At 64.3% G+C, this 15,153-nt stretch carries 16 protein-coding genes and 1 tRNA gene; 12 read left to right on the forward strand and 5 right to left on the reverse strand.

Features of this window, described 5'->3' with window-relative positions:
• Window positions 1-32: 32 nt before the first annotated feature.
• The 3 genes from MSTE_RS09970 (at window position 33) to MSTE_RS09980 (ending at window position 4,923) form a co-directional block, all read left to right on the forward strand.
• Window positions 33-1,466: an FtsK/SpoIIIE domain-containing protein gene (locus MSTE_RS09970; RefSeq protein WP_408645879.1), complete on the forward strand. Its 1,434-nt coding sequence runs from the start codon at window positions 33-35 to the stop codon at window positions 1,464-1,466.
• Window positions 1,463-3,049: a replication initiator gene (locus MSTE_RS09975; protein ID WP_096500864.1), complete on the forward strand. Its 1,587-nt coding sequence runs from the start codon at window positions 1,463-1,465 to the stop codon at window positions 3,047-3,049. The genes MSTE_RS09970 and MSTE_RS09975 overlap by 4 nt, the downstream gene beginning before the upstream one ends.
• Window positions 3,050-3,276: 227 nt before the next feature.
• Entirely contained in the window at window positions 3,277-4,923 is a 1,647-nt protein-coding gene (locus MSTE_RS09980; RefSeq protein ID WP_096500866.1) for a recombinase family protein, read from the forward strand.
• Here MSTE_RS09980 and MSTE_RS09985 read toward each other — a convergent pair.
• Window positions 4,905-4,990 (reverse strand) — tRNA-Leu (locus MSTE_RS09985). The two genes, MSTE_RS09980 and MSTE_RS09985, sit on opposite strands and share 19 nt — an antisense overlap.
• Before the next feature lie 178 nt (window positions 4,991-5,168).
• On the opposite strand from MSTE_RS09985, the gene MSTE_RS09990 reads away from it, so the two are divergent.
• Both MSTE_RS09990 and MSTE_RS09995 read left to right on the forward strand, forming a co-directional pair.
• Entirely contained in the window at window positions 5,169-6,497 is a 1,329-nt protein-coding gene (locus MSTE_RS09990) for a M20/M25/M40 family metallo-hydrolase (protein ID WP_193442086.1), read from the forward strand.
• A 26-nt stretch (window positions 6,498-6,523) separates the two neighbouring features.
• Window positions 6,524-7,045 (forward strand): YbhB/YbcL family Raf kinase inhibitor-like protein, encoded by a 522-nt coding sequence (locus MSTE_RS09995; protein ID WP_070942495.1) that lies wholly within the window; start codon window positions 6,524-6,526, stop codon window positions 7,043-7,045.
• A gap of 17 nt (window positions 7,046-7,062) precedes the next feature.
• Here the strand turns inward: MSTE_RS09995 and MSTE_RS10000 are convergent, their stop codons facing one another.
• The 3 genes from MSTE_RS10000 to MSTE_RS10010 are packed head-to-tail and all read right to left on the reverse strand — an operon-like array spanning window position 7,063 to window position 9,448.
• Window positions 7,063-8,124 carry a quinone-dependent dihydroorotate dehydrogenase gene (locus tag MSTE_RS10000; RefSeq protein WP_096500870.1) on the reverse strand — a complete coding sequence of 354 codons (1,062 nt, stop codon included), beginning with the start codon at window positions 8,122-8,124 and terminating at the stop codon, window positions 7,063-7,065.
• Complete coding sequence (locus MSTE_RS10005) at window positions 8,124-8,384, reverse strand: DUF5703 family protein (RefSeq protein WP_046253436.1); 261 nt, start codon at window positions 8,382-8,384, stop codon at window positions 8,124-8,126. Before MSTE_RS10005 ends, MSTE_RS10000 begins: the two co-directional genes overlap by 1 nt.
• Entirely contained in the window at window positions 8,381-9,448 is a 1,068-nt protein-coding gene (locus tag MSTE_RS10010; protein ID WP_096500872.1) for a hypothetical protein, read from the reverse strand. The genes MSTE_RS10005 and MSTE_RS10010 overlap by 4 nt, the downstream gene beginning before the upstream one ends.
• Window positions 9,449-9,537: 89 nt before the next feature.
• Between MSTE_RS10010 and MSTE_RS10015 the strand changes: the two genes are divergently transcribed.
• The 7 genes from MSTE_RS10015 (at window position 9,538) to MSTE_RS10045 (ending at window position 14,231) form a co-directional block, all read left to right on the forward strand.
• Entirely contained in the window at window positions 9,538-9,852 is a 315-nt protein-coding gene (locus MSTE_RS10015) for a hypothetical protein (protein ID WP_057968063.1), read from the forward strand.
• Between the two features lie 56 nt (window positions 9,853-9,908).
• Window positions 9,909-10,739 (forward strand): undecaprenyl-diphosphate phosphatase, encoded by an 831-nt coding sequence (locus MSTE_RS10020; RefSeq protein WP_162291615.1) that lies wholly within the window; start codon window positions 9,909-9,911, stop codon window positions 10,737-10,739.
• A complete protein-coding gene (locus MSTE_RS10025) occupies window positions 10,736-11,428 on the forward strand; it encodes a histidine phosphatase family protein (protein WP_096500875.1) in 693 nt (230 codons plus the stop codon). Before MSTE_RS10020 ends, MSTE_RS10025 begins: the two co-directional genes overlap by 4 nt.
• 46 nt (window positions 11,429-11,474) lie before the next feature.
• A complete protein-coding gene (locus tag MSTE_RS10030; protein WP_096500877.1) occupies window positions 11,475-12,062 on the forward strand; it encodes a DUF3090 domain-containing protein in 588 nt (195 codons plus the stop codon).
• Entirely contained in the window at window positions 12,046-12,876 is an 831-nt protein-coding gene (locus MSTE_RS10035) for an SCO1664 family protein (RefSeq protein WP_096500879.1), read from the forward strand. The genes MSTE_RS10030 and MSTE_RS10035 overlap by 17 nt, the downstream gene beginning before the upstream one ends.
• A 69-nt stretch (window positions 12,877-12,945) precedes the next feature.
• Window positions 12,946-13,848 (forward strand): LppU/SCO3897 family protein, encoded by a 903-nt coding sequence (locus MSTE_RS10040; protein WP_096500881.1) that lies wholly within the window; start codon window positions 12,946-12,948, stop codon window positions 13,846-13,848.
• Between the two features lie 92 nt (window positions 13,849-13,940).
• Window positions 13,941-14,231: a hypothetical protein gene (locus MSTE_RS10045; protein WP_231897040.1), complete on the forward strand. Its 291-nt coding sequence runs from the start codon at window positions 13,941-13,943 to the stop codon at window positions 14,229-14,231.
• A 36-nt stretch (window positions 14,232-14,267) separates the two neighbouring features.
• Here MSTE_RS10045 and MSTE_RS10050 read toward each other — a convergent pair whose 3' ends face one another.
• On the reverse strand, window positions 14,268-15,104 hold the full coding sequence (locus tag MSTE_RS10050; RefSeq protein WP_096505693.1) for an LLM class flavin-dependent oxidoreductase: 837 nt from the start codon (window positions 15,102-15,104) through the stop codon (window positions 14,268-14,270).
• Window positions 15,105-15,153: the final 49 nt, after the last annotated feature.

The following is a 15,153-nucleotide window of genomic DNA, read 5'->3' on the forward strand; positions in this document are numbered from 1 at the left end:
TCCTCAGATTTTCTTGGAAGGAGTGATTGATCGTGTCGAATACGTCAAATAGCAAGAACAGCAACACAAACCAGTCATCAAACGATGAATGGATCGGCGAGCTACTGATTGGGCTAGTTAAAGCGGCGGGATACCTGTTGTGGTGGGCCATCTTGTTCCCCGCCATCAGCATCCCCACCGTGGCCGCGCTCGTCGTGGCCGTCAAGTACGGCATGAACGCGGGATTCCTTGCCGCCACCGGCTTCACCGTCGCGTATGGCATATGGGCATTCATTGATGAGGATTCGTTCGACGCCTGGGTATTTCAGCCAGTACGGAAACGTTTCCTGATCTGGTGGCGCTACACCCGCCGTTGGACGCATGTGTGCGCCCTGCACGGCTTGACGGCCAAACGCGGTGAACGGGAACTGGTGCCAGCTCTGCGCACTGTCTCGATTGGTGAGCACACCGATGTGCTAGAAGTGTCGGTGGTGACCGGGCAGTCGGTCACGAACTGGCAGAAGCAGATTGATGCGCTCGGGGCGGCATTCAAGGCCGACCGCATCACCGTCACGGCGACGACACCCGGCGAAATTCGAGTGACGGTCATGCGCGGTGACGTGCTCGCCGAACCCGTGCGGTTGCCGAGGCCCGTTGTGGGGGCGAGCGTGAATCTGTCGGCCATATCTGTGGGGGTCACGGAAACACGCGGGCTGTGGCGGCTGCCGATCCTGGGCCACCACATCCTGGTCGCCGGTGCGACCGGAGCGGGCAAGGGCTCGGTGTTGTGGGCGCTGATCGCCGGATTGGCACCGGATGTGAAAACCGGGCGGGTCCGGTTGTGCGTGATCGACCCGAAGGGCGGCATGGAACTGGGGGCGGGGGAGCCGATGTTTAGCTTCTTCGCCCACGATGCCACCGGCCAAACCTTGGAACTGTTGCGCGCGTTGGTCGATCTGATGCATGAGCGAGCCAACCGGTTGCGCGGGCAAGCCCGCCTGCACACACCTACTAAGGCCGATCCGCTGTTTGTGATCGTGGTGGACGAGATCGCCGCTCTGACGGCGTATGTGACCGACCGCAAGGTGCGCGCTGAGATTGAACAACTCTTGGGTCTGTTGCTCTCGCAGGGCCGCGCGGTCGGCATCTCGGTAGTGGGGGCGATTCAAGACCCGTCGAAAGACAGCCTGCCGCTGCGGCAACTGTTTACCGTACGCATCGGGTTACGCCTGACCGAAGCATCCCAAACGGCCATGGTCCTAGGCCAAGGCGCACGCGACGGCGGGGCCGAATGCGACCTGATCCCCGACAGCACGCCGGGGGTGGGGTACGTGATGATCGACGGCACCGCCCAACCCACACGGGTACGGGCATTTCATGTCACCGACGCCGATATCGCCTACATGGTGCGGATCTTCGCCACGCCTCACCCACGCAAGGGCACCGGCAGCGAGGACATCAACAACGCGGCAGAGGAGCAGCAGTGACAACCCGCAGCGGTGCAGGGAACCCGGCAGTGGTCTTGCCGGGTATCCCCGCCACCATCGACCCACGGCCCGTCATCGCTCAAATGTTGCGCCGCGCTAGCTCCATGGGATTCGAGGCGTGGTGGCAGCGCGCCCAATCAGTCGGATACTGTGCACACCCCATCCAGCTTGTCGGCACCGACCAATACGGGCGGGAAAAGATCGTGTGGGCGCGGTGCAATAACCGCCGAGCGTCGGTGTGTCCGTCCTGTTCGGATTTGTATGCCCGCGACACCTGGCACCTCGTGCACGCCGGATGCGCAGGAGGCCACCACGACATCCCGGCCACCGTGAGCAGTCACCCGCAGGTGTTCGCGACACTCACCGCGCCCAGCTTCGGCCCCGTGCACGCCAGCACGGCCAGTCTGTGTCGGGACCATCGTCGGGTCGGGGAGTTCCGGCGCTGCCCACACGGAAAACCCCTGTGGTGCAGCAAGAACCACGACCACGGCGACAAGGCAGTCGGTCAGCCACTATGTGCCGACTGCTACGACTACCTCGGGCACGTGCTGTTCACCTGGCACCTGCCCGAACTATGGCGACGCTTCACCATCACCCTCCGACGCAACCTTGCCAAGCACCTGAAAAATCAAGGCATTTCGCCTAGTTCGGTGAGGGTCAGCTTCGTGAAAGTCGTGGAGATGCAGGCCCGCGCCATCCCGCACGTCCACGCCCTCATCCGCCTCGACCCCACAGACGCCGAGACCGCGACGGCGGGTGACCGCAAAGCCCACGGCCCCGCCGCCACTCGTGGTGGTGGGGAGCGCCGTCACGACACCGGCCATCTCTGGGAGTCGCCGATCACTGCCGCTGAACTGGCAGCACTCATCCAACAATCAGCACGCACCGTCACCCTGGACATTCCCGACCCGCGCGCCGACAACGATACAGAGGCCCCAACGGTAAACGTACGATTCGGTACTCAGATCGACACGCAACCAATCACCTCTGAAAGCGCTGTGGATCAACATGATTCACCGGAAAACAGTATCGCCGCCGGGCGGTTGTCGCCTCGTCGGGTTGCGGGATACCTCGCAAAGTACGTCACCAAATCCTTACAAGAACTCGGCATCAGCGCCCGCAGACTCTCGGGCGAAGCCATCGCCGACCTTGACGTGACCGAACACGTACGGGCTGTCCTGACCGCCGTCGATCACCTCGCGGGCCAAGCCCACCACCTAGGGGTCGAGGGACTAATCGGAATCGGACGTTGGCTGCATACCCTTGGCTACCGAGGACACATCACCACAAAATCTCGCCGCTACTCAACTACCCTCGGCACGCTCCGTGCCCGCCGCGCCGCATGGACCCGCCAACAAAACGTGCCAGTCTCCGAGGGGCGCCAGCAGGTCAATGGCAAGCCATTGCTAGCGCGTGAAGACGTTGAATCTGAGACTGATTGGGACGTGTGTTGGCAGTTCGACCGCGCTGGACACACCAGCCTCGGTGACCGGGTTCTCGTTATCAGCGCCGCATACCGCCACATCGAAACTCGACGTATAGGGCTCACCGAATACCGTGCCGCTATACGGGAGGGTGGCTGAATCGTGGAACCTGGGAGGCCACCGCCGCGTCCGCATTCGTTTCGCTCCGAGGTAACGGATCGTCCCTCGGAGAGCGGAGCTCACGACGGCGAACGGACGATGTCAGAGGGAGGTGTTGAAATTGATATGCCCGACGACTATCAACTTCCTTCCGAGGCCACCCGTGCGCTGATGCGCGTCATACTGGCTGTGAGGGGACGGAAGCGGGGATCAGAGAGGGGAGCAGCGTGAGCCTGAGATTCGCCTTTTATGGCCGGGTGAGCACGGAGGACGCTCAGGACCCGGAAGCGAGCCGCGGTTGGCAGCGGCGTCGTGCCTTGGATCTGATCACCCCACATGGCGGCGTTATCGCCGTTGAATATTTCGATGTGGGGCAGAGCCGTTCCTTGCCATGGAAGCGGAGGCCAGAGGCATCACGTCTCCTTGCTGATGTCGCGTCTGTTGACCGTAGCTTTGATGCTGTAGTGATCGGGGAGCCCGCTCGTGCGTTCTACGGACCGCAGTTCGCGCTTACTTTCCCTGTGCTCACCCACTACGGTGTCGGCCTGTGGGTTCCCGAGGTAGGCGGTGCTGTCGATCCCGGCTCCGAGGCGCATGACCTTGTGATGACGTTGTTCGGCGGCATGAGTAAGAGCGAGCGCGCTCGAATTCAGATGCGTGTCCGCACAGCCATGTCCGCACTTGCTCAGGACACCACCAGGTATCTCGGTGGTCGCCCGCCCTACGGTTACAAGCTCGTAGACGCTGGACCGCACCCGAATCCGGCCAAGGCAAATCTCGGTCAGCGACTTCGCCGACTTGAACCAGACCCCGTGACGGCACCGACAGTCGAGCGGATCTACCGCATGTACGCGGACGGTGCTGGCCTCCGATACATCGCGCAGCAGCTTACGGATGATGCTGTGCCCTCACCGAGCCAATACGACCCGGCACGGAATAGTCATCGTGACCCGCGTGGGTGGGCGCATTCAGCAATCCGCGCAATGCTCGACAACCCCGCATACACGGGTGTCCGAGTTTGGGGCAAGCAAGAAAAGTACGAGGTCTTGGTCAGCCCCGACGATGTCGGTGCCGGGTACGAGACCAGGATGCGGTGGCGCGATCAGGCTGAGTGGATTGCACCAGATCGCCGAACTCATGAAGCGCTGATCTCGGACGATTTGGCTCAGGCTGTTCGTCTTCGTACACAGGCGCGCCGTGGTCCTAGCCTTGTGTGCAGGCGAGAATCGACCGCGCCGTACGCGCTTCGCGGGCTGCTGTTCTGTGCTGCATGTGGGCGGCGGATGCAGGGTGCCGCCCGTGCTGGAAAGCAAACAACCCGAATCCTCTACCGCTGTGAGCTGGGTAAGTCGCGTTCCGCGCCCGCGGAACTCGCTGATCACCCGCGTACGGTCTATCTCCGGGAAGACGCGGTGACATCTCGGCTGGACCAATGGATCGCCACCCTTGCGGACCCGGAAGACTTGGCACGTGGGCAGCAAGTCGACCCGAAAACAAATGCCGGCTACGCGACGTTGCAGCGCCAGCTCAGCGAGGTGAACAGCAAGATTGCTGCTCTCGTCACCGCAGTGGAATCCGGTGTCGCCGTTGAAGACCTGACTGCCGCTTTGCGTCGCCGTACCGCCGAGCGTGACGAACTGAAGGCCCGTATTGAGCAAGCCGAGCGACCAAGCGTCATGTCAGCCGCACAGATCGGCGAGCTGGTCGCGGAGCTGGGTGGGTTGGCAGCAGTACTTGGCGAGGCAACTGGGGCAGAACGCGCCGAGGTATACGCAAGCCTGGGCCTGCGTCTCGATTACGACCCGCATGGTCAGCGGGTCACGGCGACTGCCGACCTGAGTCGTGTCGCCGGACGTGTCCGAGGGGGGACTTGAACCCCCACGCCCGTTAATAGGGCACTAGCACCTCAAGCTAGCGCGTCTGCCATTCCGCCACTCGGACCTCTTGCTCCAGTTTGGGCACGTAGGCGGAATTTCCGCGCTGTGCTCAAACCAAGTGCGGGCACTATGGCCCGTGGTTGCCGTCATAGGCTAGCGGAAACCCTGCACAAGGCCCAAACCGGTTGCCTGCGCCCGGTGTGCGGCGTCCGACGATGGTAGGAAAGGTAGTTGTGACTTCTGTGAAACCGGCGCCCGAGGATGAGGTCGTCGAACTGGTCAGCACGCTGATCCGTTTCGACACCTCAAACACCGGAGAGCTGGAAACCACCAAGGGCGAGGCCGAATGCGCGCGGTGGATCCAGCAGCAGCTGGAAGAGGTCGGATACACCTGTGAGTACGTCGAGGCGGGTGCGCCCGGCCGTGGAAACCTCTTCGCGCGGCTGGCCGGGGCCGACAGGGGGCGCGGCGCTCTGCTCATCCACGGTCATTTGGACGTGGTTCCGGCCGAGGCTGCCGATTGGAGCGTGCACCCGTTCTCCGGCGCGGTGACCGACGGCTACGTGTGGGGACGCGGCGCCGTCGACATGAAGGACATGGTCGGCATGATGGTGGCCATCGCCCGCGACTTCAAACGATCCGGGACGGTTCCGCCGCGCGACCTGGTGTGGGCCTTCGTCTCGGATGAGGAGAACGGTGGCAAGTGGGGCTCTCAGTGGCTCGTCGACAACCGCCCCGACCTGTTCGAGGGTGTCACCGAGGCCATTGGAGAGGTGGGCGGCTTCTCGCTCACCGTGCCACGCAAGGAAGGTGGTGAGCGGCGCCTGTACCTGCTGGAGACGGCGGAGAAGGGCATCGCGTGGATGAGGTTGACCGCCAAGGCGCGGGCCGGCCACGGCTCCATGGTGCATGAGGACAACGCCGTTACGGCGGTCGCCGAAGCCGTCGCCAAGCTTGGTCGGCATCGGTTCCCGCTGGTGTTGACCGAAGCGGTCACTCAGTTCCTTGCCGCGGTCGCCGAGGAGACCGGTTACGACTTCGACCCGGACTCACCGGATCTGGAGGGCACCGTCGCCAAGTTGGGCTCGATCGGCAAGATTGTCGGTGCGACCCTGCGTGATACCGCCAACCCGACCATGCTCAAGGCCGGATACAAGGCCAATGTCATTCCGGCAACCGCCGAGGCCGTCATCGATTGCCGGGTGCTGCCCGGACGGTTGGAGGCCTTCGAGCGCGAGGTCGACGAGATCATCGGGCCCGACGTCGAACGCGAATGGGTGCAGTTACTCCCCGCCTACGAGACAACGTTCGACGGCGACCTTGTCGATGCGATGAATGCCGCGGTGCTCGCATTCGATCCCGAGGCTCGCACCGTGCCGTACATGCTTTCCGGTGGAACTGATGCAAAGGCGTTCGCCCGGTTAGGTATTCGATGCTTCGGATTCGCGCCGCTGAAGCTGCCGCCCGAACTGGATTTCGCGTCGTTGTTCCATGGCGTCGACGAGCGCGTGCCGGTCGACGCATTGACTTTCGGTACCAAGGTTCTTCAGCACTTCCTGCTCAACCACTGATCACTACCGACTGAAAGGACGCCCACATGGCCTCTCCCTACGACTCCTTGCCGCAGCTGCCGACCTTCACCCTGACATCTGCCAGCGTCACCGACGGACAGCCGCTCGGCATCGAGCAGGTGAGCGGAATCATGGGTGCTGGGGGACAGGACGTCTCGCCCGAGCTGAGCTGGTCCGGATTCCCCGAGGAAACGCAGAGCTTCGCCGTCACGGTGTATGACCCCGACGCGCCGACCGGGTCGGGCTTTTGGCACTGGGCGGTGGCGAACCTGCCTGCCACGACCACGCAGCTGCCCGCAGGAGTGGGCAACGGAAGCGACTTGCCGGGGGATGCGATCACGTTGGCCAATGACGCGAGCCTCAAGCGGTACATCGGGGCGGCACCGCCCGCCGGCCATGGACCGCATCGGTATTACATCGCCGTGCACGCTGTGGGCGTGCCGAAGCTGGAGCTGCCGGAGAGCGCCACCCCGGCGTATCTGGGCTTCAACCTGTTTGGGCATGCGATCGCCCGCGCCGTCATTCACGGCACCTACGAGCAGCACTAGCTGCCCCGCGGGAGCAGCTACGAGGCGGAGCCAACCGCCTCGTGCAGGCTGCCGAACCCGCCGTCGCGCAGGTGTTGGGCGATCCCGTCGTGAATCCGCTTGGCGTAGAAGCCACCCCGGTAGATGAAACCGGTGTAACCCTGCAGCAGTGAGGCCCCGGCGGTGATTCGGGCCCAGGCGTCGTCGGCATCCTCGATGCCGCCGACGCTGATCAGCACCAGACGATCTCCGACTCGTCGGTGCAGCCGTCGCAGCACTTCGAGGGATCGGGTGGCCACCGGTGGTCCGGAAACACCGCCGGCGCCCAGGCCTTCGACATCCGGCGTCTTCAAGCCTGCGCGGCTGATGGTGGTGTTGGTGGCGACGATCCCGGCCAGGCCCAGTTCCGCTGCCAAATCTGCGATCTCGTCGATGTCGGGATCGGATAGATCGGGGGCGATCTTCACGAGCACCGGGGCGGTGGTCTCCTCCAGGACCGCGGAAAGGATCTTGCGCAGCTCGCCGATGGCTTGAAGGTCGCGTAGCCCAGGGGTGTTGGGGGAGCTCACGTTGACCACCAGGAAGTCGGCGGCGGGCCCCACCAATCGCGCGCTGACCCGGTAGTCCGAGGATGCGAAGGCGGCCTCCACGATCTTCGATTTGCCGATGTTGGCGCCGATGGGCACCGAGGCCTTTCGCATCGCCAACCGGGGCGCGAGTGCTGCCGCACCGTGGTTGTTGAAGCCCATCCGGTTGAGCAGGCCACGGTCGGCGGCGAGCCGGAACAGCCGGGGCTTCGGATTGCCCGGTTGGGCGATCGCGGTCACCGTGCCCACCTCGGCGTAGCCGAAGCCGAGCGGACCCCACACCTTCAGGCCCTCGCCGTCCTTGTCGAATCCCGCGGCCAAACCCAACGGTGCGGGGAAGTGCACCCCGAACACCTCGCTGGCCAGGATGGGATCGGACGGGGCGCACAGGCGATTCATCAGCCGGCGCGTCGGAGGGAAGGCGGCAGCGGCACGCAACGATGCGAACACCAGGGTATGTACACGTTCGGGCGGCACCACGAAAAACAGCCGCAACAGGATGGCGTACAGCATCACATCACCGGGGCCGTGAACGGGCCGCCGACCACATTGCCGCGTATCTTCTTGCGGCGCAACAGTACTCGACGACTTCCATCGGTATAGAGCCGCACCCGGGTCAGCTCCCAGCCGCCGAACTCGGCCTGAATCGAGAGCCGGAGCGACGCGGTGATCCTGGTGATTTCCGGGGGCAGCCGCAGCGGGTAGTAGTCGTACTCGTCATCGGGCTCGCTTTCCCAGCCCGAGGGAAAGCTGCTGCGTGCGGCGCGACTCATGCCGCGCTCCTGATATCGATCGCCTGTAACCCGTCTCCCGCGCCGGATGCCACAAACAGCGTGAATCCGTCGCTGACCAGTGAATTAGGTTGCCGCACAGTCGCGAATCGGGCCCTTTCCTCGGGGATGCCGGTAGACAAATCGTAGCCAATAACCGTGTTGGCCGCCGTCTGCGACACCCAGGTGAGCGTGGGGGAGTACGCCAGAGCGTAGGGGGCGCTGGGCACCGGATAGCGCTGGCGCAGGATGAGCGAATCGGCAAGCCCGAATACCAGCAGGGCGCCGCCGCGGGTATCGGCCACCAGCAGACGCCCCTTGTCGTCGGCGAGCATTGTCGTTGCCCCCGCGCCGGCCCGGAGGGCATGGGCGGTACCGTCGCCGGCGTCGGTCAGGGTGGTCACCGAACTCTGTGCGCGATCCAGCACGGCGACGGTGTTGCCTTGGTAGGCAAGGGAATCGATATGGGCGAAGCCCTTTGCGCGAGCGGCCACCCGATTCTGGGAGTCGAGGGTGTAGACCGTGCCGTCGGTGCTGCCCAACACGATCCGGCCGTCGGGACGGCGGGTGATTGCCGAGAACTCGGGCACGCCGTCGCCCGGTACGTCGATCTTGTCCACGCGCCCCGAGGCGATGTTGACGGTGAAGTAGCCGCCCGCGGTGGCCAGGTACACCGTGCCGTGGTCATCGCCAACGGCTGCGGTTGCCGGCGAGGGGAGCGTGACGGTGTGACGGGGTGCGTCGAGGTTGTCCCGAGTGAACAACGTCACTGTCCGGCCGTCTTCGGTCAGAACTGACACCACCTTGGTCGACGTGTCGAACAACACGGCGCGGGACCGACCGGTGAATCGGTGCACCGTTCCGGCCGGTGCCGTCGCAACGGGGGGTGACTGTGCCGCGGAGGCCGGAGTGATGACGGCTGGGTCGGCGGGATTGCCCGCGTCACTGCCAGATGAGCAGCCCGATACGGCACCCGTGACCACCGTGATGACGGCTGTTAGCGCGGCGGCAGTGCCCCTTATACCGCGCATGGCGCGGCCCGGTAAACGATTCATTGCGTCCATCATCGCAATCGACCTGGGGTTGCCGGGCAGGAGATGACTTTCTCGGCGCGTTCGGTGCTAGCAGACGGTAGCTGGGGGCTATCGTGAGGACTATGACGCTTGCCGACAGTCCGGTCTTCACCGTCGAGGTCCTCGTGACGGGCGTGCACGCGAATGGATTTGGTGAGGTAGGCGATGGTCGTAGCTTCGCTTTCCGCATCGAGGATTCGTTGCTGCGTGTCGAAATCTACCGAGCCTTCCTGACCGAGCTGGTTCCCGACGACAGCGATGTGGTGGCGGTGGGAACCCGTCCGATCACCGATATCGATGTCACCGATGAACGCAGCATCGTTGCGGCGGTGCGTGATCTGGTCGCCGACGCACAGCCGGTGAGCATCAGCCGCCTCGCCCGGCTGTTGGCCGGCTAGGGCGATTCGCCGGCGCGTCCAGTACGGTCGCTGTCGTGGATTCGGCAGTGGCGGCAATGTCCTGGTTGCAAGTGATCGTGCTGGCGGTGGTTCAGGGACTCACCGAATTCCTGCCGATCTCATCATCTGGCCATCTGGCCATCGTGTCGCGAGTGTTCTTCAGTGACGATGCGGGCGCGTCCTTCACCGCGGTGACCCAGTTGGGCACCGAGGCGGCGGTTTTGCTCTACTTTGCCAAAGATATATGGCGCATCCTTCGTGCCTGGTTTGACGGGCTGTTCGTCAAGGCGCACAGAACCTTTGACTACTGGATGGGCTGGTACGTCATCGTAGGCACCATGCCCATCGGAGTGCTGGGCCTGGCGTTCAAGGATCAAATTCGTTCCGGTGCAAGGAATCTGTGGCTCATCTCGGCGTCGCTCATCGTCTTCGCGCTGGTCATCGCCGCCGCCGAATACTATGGGCGTCAGGTGCGCCCCACCGAGCAATTGACCATGAAGGACGCTGTGATCGTCGGCAGCGCACAGGCATTGGCGCTCATACCCGGCGTCTCCCGATCGGGCGCCACGATCAGTGCGGGACTGTTCCTGGGACTGGACCGCGCCGCGTCCGCCCGATTCGGATTCTTGCTGGCGATACCGGCGGTGCTGGCCTCCGGGCTGTTCTCGCTGCCGGACGCCTTCCATCCGGTGACCGAGGGCATGAGTGCGACGGGCCTGCAGCTGCTGGTCGCCACCCTGATCGCGTTTGTCATCGGGTACGCGGCAGTTGCCTGGTTGCTGCGCTTCATCAGTAACCACAGCATGTACTGGTTCGTCGGATATCGCGTGGTGGTGGGCCTGACGGTGATGGGTCTGCTGGCCGCCGGGGTGGTGAGCGCATCGTGACGGTCATTCTCTTGCGCCATGGGCGTTCTACCTCGAATGTCGCACACACCCTTGCGGGTCGCAGCCCGGGTGTCGAGCTCGACGAGAAGGGCCAGGTCCAGGCGCGCGGTGTGGTCGACCGACTGGGCGCGGTGACGGTCCAGGCGATCGTCACCTCGCCGCTGCTGCGGTGCGAGCAGACCGTGGCGCCGCTGGCGGCGGCGCTGAATCTGACGCCAGTGGTCGAGGATCGGCTGTTGGAGGTGGATTACGGCGACTGGACCGGCTGCGAGATCAAGGAGCTGTTGTCCGAACCCTTGTGGAAGGTCGTCCAGCAGCAGCCCAGCGCCGCGCGGTTCCCGGGTGGCGAAGGGCTGGCCCAGGTTCAGGCACGGGCGGTGGCGGCTGTCCGTGAGCACGACCGGCGGCTATCCGAGGAGCATGGCGGTGACTGCGTCTGGGTGGCATGTACTCACGGAGATGTCATCAAGTCGGTACTGGCCGATGCGCTCGGCACCCACCTGGACGCGTTCCAGCGCATCGTGGCCGATCCGGCGTCGATGAGCGTGGTGCGTTACACCGAGCTGCGACCTTTTGTTGTACACATGAACCACACCGGCCCTGACCTGTCCAGCGCCCTGAGCGCCGGGCCGCCCGCGAGGCCTGCCGGAGCGGCGTCCGATGCTCCGGTGGGCGGCACAACCGATTAGAACCCTTCGCGCGAGGGGTTCATCGACCGGTAGTTTTGGAGACACCATGCCCCGATCGATTCATGTATTCCGCAGCCCGGACCGTTTCGTTGCCGGAACGGTCGGGGAACCGGGGAATCGCACGTTCTACCTACAAGCCGTCCACGAGAGCCGGATCGTCAGCGTGATGCTGGAGAAGCAGCAGGTGTCGGTGCTGGCCGAGCGCATCGGAACGCTGCTGTCGGAGGTTCATCGACGGTTCGGGACGGAGATCCCGCCCGAGCCCGATGTGGTCGAGGATCTCAACCCGTTGGTGATGCCCGTGGACGCCGAGTTCCGGGTCGGCACCATGGGGTTGGGCTGGGATGCCGAGGCCAACTCCGTGGTTGTCGAACTGCTGGCGGTGAGTGAGCAGGAATTCGACGCCTCCGTGGTACTCGATGACTCCGAGGACGGCCCGGATGCCGTTCGGGTGTTCCTCTCGCTGGAAGCGGCGCGCCAATTCGCGACACGCTCCACCAGAGTCGTTTCCGCAGGCCGGCCACCGTGTCCGTTGTGTGAGGAACCGCTCGACCCGGCCGGGCATATCTGTGTCCGCACCAACGGCTATCGCCGGGGGACGGTGCCCGGGGCGGCAGATGACACCGAGTCCTGACGGTTTGGGGCCCCGCGACAGTCCCGCGGATCACACCGCGATCCGCGATGGTGAACTCACCGTCATCGGCCGCATTCGCTCGGCGAGCAATGCCACCTTTCTGTGCGAGGTGCCGGGCACGTCGGGGGACAGCGTGCATTGTGTGTACAAACCGGTACGGGGCGAGCGGCCGCTCTGGGATTTCCCGGATGGCACCTTGGCCGGTCGCGAGGTGGCGACGTACCTGATATCGGCCGAGTTGGGCTGGAATGTGGTGCCGTATACGGTGTTTCGAGATGGCCCGGCGGGCGTTGGCATGGTGCAACGGTGGATCCACGAGCCGGAGCTGGTCGAAGGTGCGCTCGATCTGGTCGATATCTGTCTGCCGCAGGCGGTACCGCAGGATTACCTGCCGATCCTGCGTGCACTGGACGCGGATGGCGCCGAAATCGTGCTGGTGCACGCCGATGACGCCTTGCTGCGCCGGATGGCGGTGTTCGACACCTTGGTGAACAACGCCGATCGCAAGGGCGGCCACATCCTGCGAGGTGCCGATGGTGGTGTCTACGGGGTGGATCACGGGATCTGTCTGCACAGCGAGGACAAGCTGCGGACCGTCCTGTGGGGTTGGGCGGGCAAGCCCGTGGAGCCGGAGTTGCTTGACGATGTGACTCGCCTGGAGGAGTCCTTGCGCGGAGATCTGGGCGCCGCGCTCGCGGGCCACATCACGACGGCAGAGGTGGCCGCTGTGCGCGAACGCGCGGTGATGACGCTGAATGATCCGGTGATGCCGATGCCCGATCGCAGTAGACCCATACCGTGGCCCGCCTTTTGATTGTCGATCGTCTAGCCTGGTCGGCAAGCATGATGTTCCGGGAAGGGACGGGCAAGAGGGGGTGCTGACGTGACGGGACCGTACGACCCGTATCAGCAGGGACCGGCCGGGCAGTGGGGCGCTCCTGAGGGGGCGACTCAGGGGCACTGGCAGACACCGCCGCCGACGGCTCCGTACGGTTATGCGCCGGCCGATTATCCGGAAGATTCGATCGGCCGCCTGTATGACGGTGTTCCACAGGACTACGCGGTTCCCCCGATGTATCCCGGACTCCCGGGGCAAGACCCCTTCGGATCGCAGAAACGGTCCAGACCGTGGATTCTGATCGCCTCGATCGCGGGCGCGGTCGTCGTGGTGCTCGCGGTGGTGTTGGTCGTGATTCTCAACCGGGACAGCGCTCCACGCCAGTCGATCAGCGCGCCGACCACCACGGTGTCCTATGCGAGCCCCGAATTGCCCACGGCAGGTGGCGAACCCACCTATCAGACTCCGACCTTGCAACCGCCTCGTACGCCGATGGCGCCGCCCCAGATGCCCGTGCCGCCCCCTGCGCCGACGGGCCCACCCAAGGCTCCGGGGCAGGTTGCGGTGGTCGGCGACTGCATCGCGTTGGCCGCGCCCTCGGATTACAAGGCGGTTGCCTGTACCGATCCCAAGGCCGCCTGGCGAGTCATTGAGGTCGTTCCCGGCGGCAAGTGCCGGCAGACATATACCGGATTCACGGCTGGTGATTTCTCGTATTGCATTGCGCCGCAACTGCGTATCGGATCCTGCTATCAGACTGCCGTCGTGATGGGAAGCACCGTGTTTGTCGCTGCGGATTCCTGTCAGGCGCCGAAGGCATTCATGGTGTTGTTCGTGATTCCGGGAACGAAGGAGTCATCGCAATGCAAGGGCAAGCCCGGCGTCGTGCATTCCTTCGCGTTCCCCGATCCACCGATGGCGATCTGTACGGGTGAATTCGCTCCCTGATCTTGGAATCTGGGATCGATCGACTTAAGGAAAAATGCTTCCGACCAGTCTCTATCGGGCAATAAGATCGTGTCCTCATCAGAGGGGACATCATGATCACAAACTTCAGCCGGTTTTGGGCTGCCGGAATTCTTGCCGCTTCGGTTGTTGGGGCTGTCGGCCTCGCCGCGCCCGCATATGCCGATGGCGAAGGTGAGTTCCTGCAGATCCTGCGTGATAGCGGCCCAGGTTTTACGTCGCTCGATCCGATCGACGCGGGGTTGAATGTGCATCTCGGGAACATGGCCTGCGAAACGCTTCGCAACGGCGGGACGCGAGGACGCCATTGCGGCTGCTGGGCTCACACCGTTGTACCCGCGATGGTCACGGGTGGCGATAGTTGATGCCGCACAGCAAGCGTTATGCCCTGACGTCAAGCGCTAACGCGGGGGCCCGCTCTCCACGCGTGTACGCAGCGCGGCCAGTGGATCGTTGTGCTCGGTGTGCCAGTCCGAGTCCAGATACCAGGTGTAGCCGCCGTCGTGCAGGGTCGCGATCTTCTCTCGGGTGGCGTCGAGATCTTTCCAATCGGTGGTGGTCTCATACACCACGTCATACGCGTCCGTGCACCCCAATTCGCCTCGTAGCGAGTGAATCTCGCGCGCCGCATCCAGCCAGCGACCCAACGGCGGATTGGCGTCGAACTGTCCGTCGGCGGTGGTGATGTTCGGCAACAGCCCATCACAGCGGGCTGCGCGGGACATGGACTTGCGTGCCCCGCTCAAACCCACGCACCAGGTGGTGATGCGGGGTGTTTGTACCGGGCGGTCGGGCACCATAAGCGTCGTCGGCGTCACCCGGTAGTGCCTGCCCTCGTAACCGAACGGTTGGCCGGCCCATAGACCGAACAGCACGTCGAGGCCCTCGTCCAGCAGTTCGGCGCGGGTCTTGCGGCCCTGATCGCGCTCAAACGCCAGCCAATTGTCATGCAGCGCACCCATTCCCACCGACAGGATGACACGGCCTCCGGACAACCGGTCCAGCGTCGCCGTAGTGGACGCCAGATCCCACGGCTTGCGGCGCGACAGCGGAGTGAGCATGGTGCCGAGCTTGATGCGGGTGGTGCGCATCGCCGCCGCGGTCAATGCCACCCACGCGTCGACACCCCACACCGGCTCCCAGCCGAAGATCGCGTCCCAGCCCGCTTCCTCGGCCAGCGCGGCCAGCTCTGCGACATCGCCGGCGTCTCCCGTCGTCAGAACGATTCCATATTGCATACCGGCACGCATGCGCGTGAGTATGCCGAGGAGGTCAGACAAATCCGGA

This window comes from [Mycobacterium] stephanolepidis (assembly GCF_002356335.1).
GTDB lineage: Bacteria > Actinomycetota > Actinomycetes > Mycobacteriales > Mycobacteriaceae > Mycobacterium > Mycobacterium stephanolepidis.

Bases quoted from the DNA above. Each gene is read 5' to 3' on its own strand.
- MSTE_RS10050 (WP_096505693.1), bottom strand. From the start codon at position 15,104: ATGCAATATGGAATCGTTCTGACGACGGGAGACGCCGGCGATGTCGCA.
- MSTE_RS10020 (WP_162291615.1), top strand. From the start codon at position 9,909: ATGTCCTGGTTGCAAGTGATCGTGCTGGCGGTGGTTCAGGGACTCACC.
- MSTE_RS10030 (WP_096500877.1), top strand. From the start codon at position 11,475: ATGCCCCGATCGATTCATGTATTCCGCAGCCCGGACCGTTTCGTTGCC.
- MSTE_RS09995 (WP_070942495.1), top strand. From the start codon at position 6,524: ATGGCCTCTCCCTACGACTCCTTGCCGCAGCTGCCGACCTTCACCCTG.
- MSTE_RS10000 (WP_096500870.1), bottom strand. From the start codon at position 8,124: ATGCTGTACGCCATCCTGTTGCGGCTGTTTTTCGTGGTGCCGCCCGAA.
- MSTE_RS10035 (WP_096500879.1), top strand. From the start codon at position 12,046: ATGACACCGAGTCCTGACGGTTTGGGGCCCCGCGACAGTCCCGCGGAT.
- MSTE_RS10005 (WP_046253436.1), bottom strand. From the start codon at position 8,384: ATGAGTCGCGCCGCACGCAGCAGCTTTCCCTCGGGCTGGGAAAGCGAG.
- MSTE_RS10010 (WP_096500872.1), bottom strand. From the start codon at position 9,448: ATGATGGACGCAATGAATCGTTTACCGGGCCGCGCCATGCGCGGTATA.
- MSTE_RS10045 (WP_231897040.1), top strand. From the start codon at position 13,941: ATGATCACAAACTTCAGCCGGTTTTGGGCTGCCGGAATTCTTGCCGCT.
- MSTE_RS10015 (WP_057968063.1), top strand. From the start codon at position 9,538: ATGACGCTTGCCGACAGTCCGGTCTTCACCGTCGAGGTCCTCGTGACG.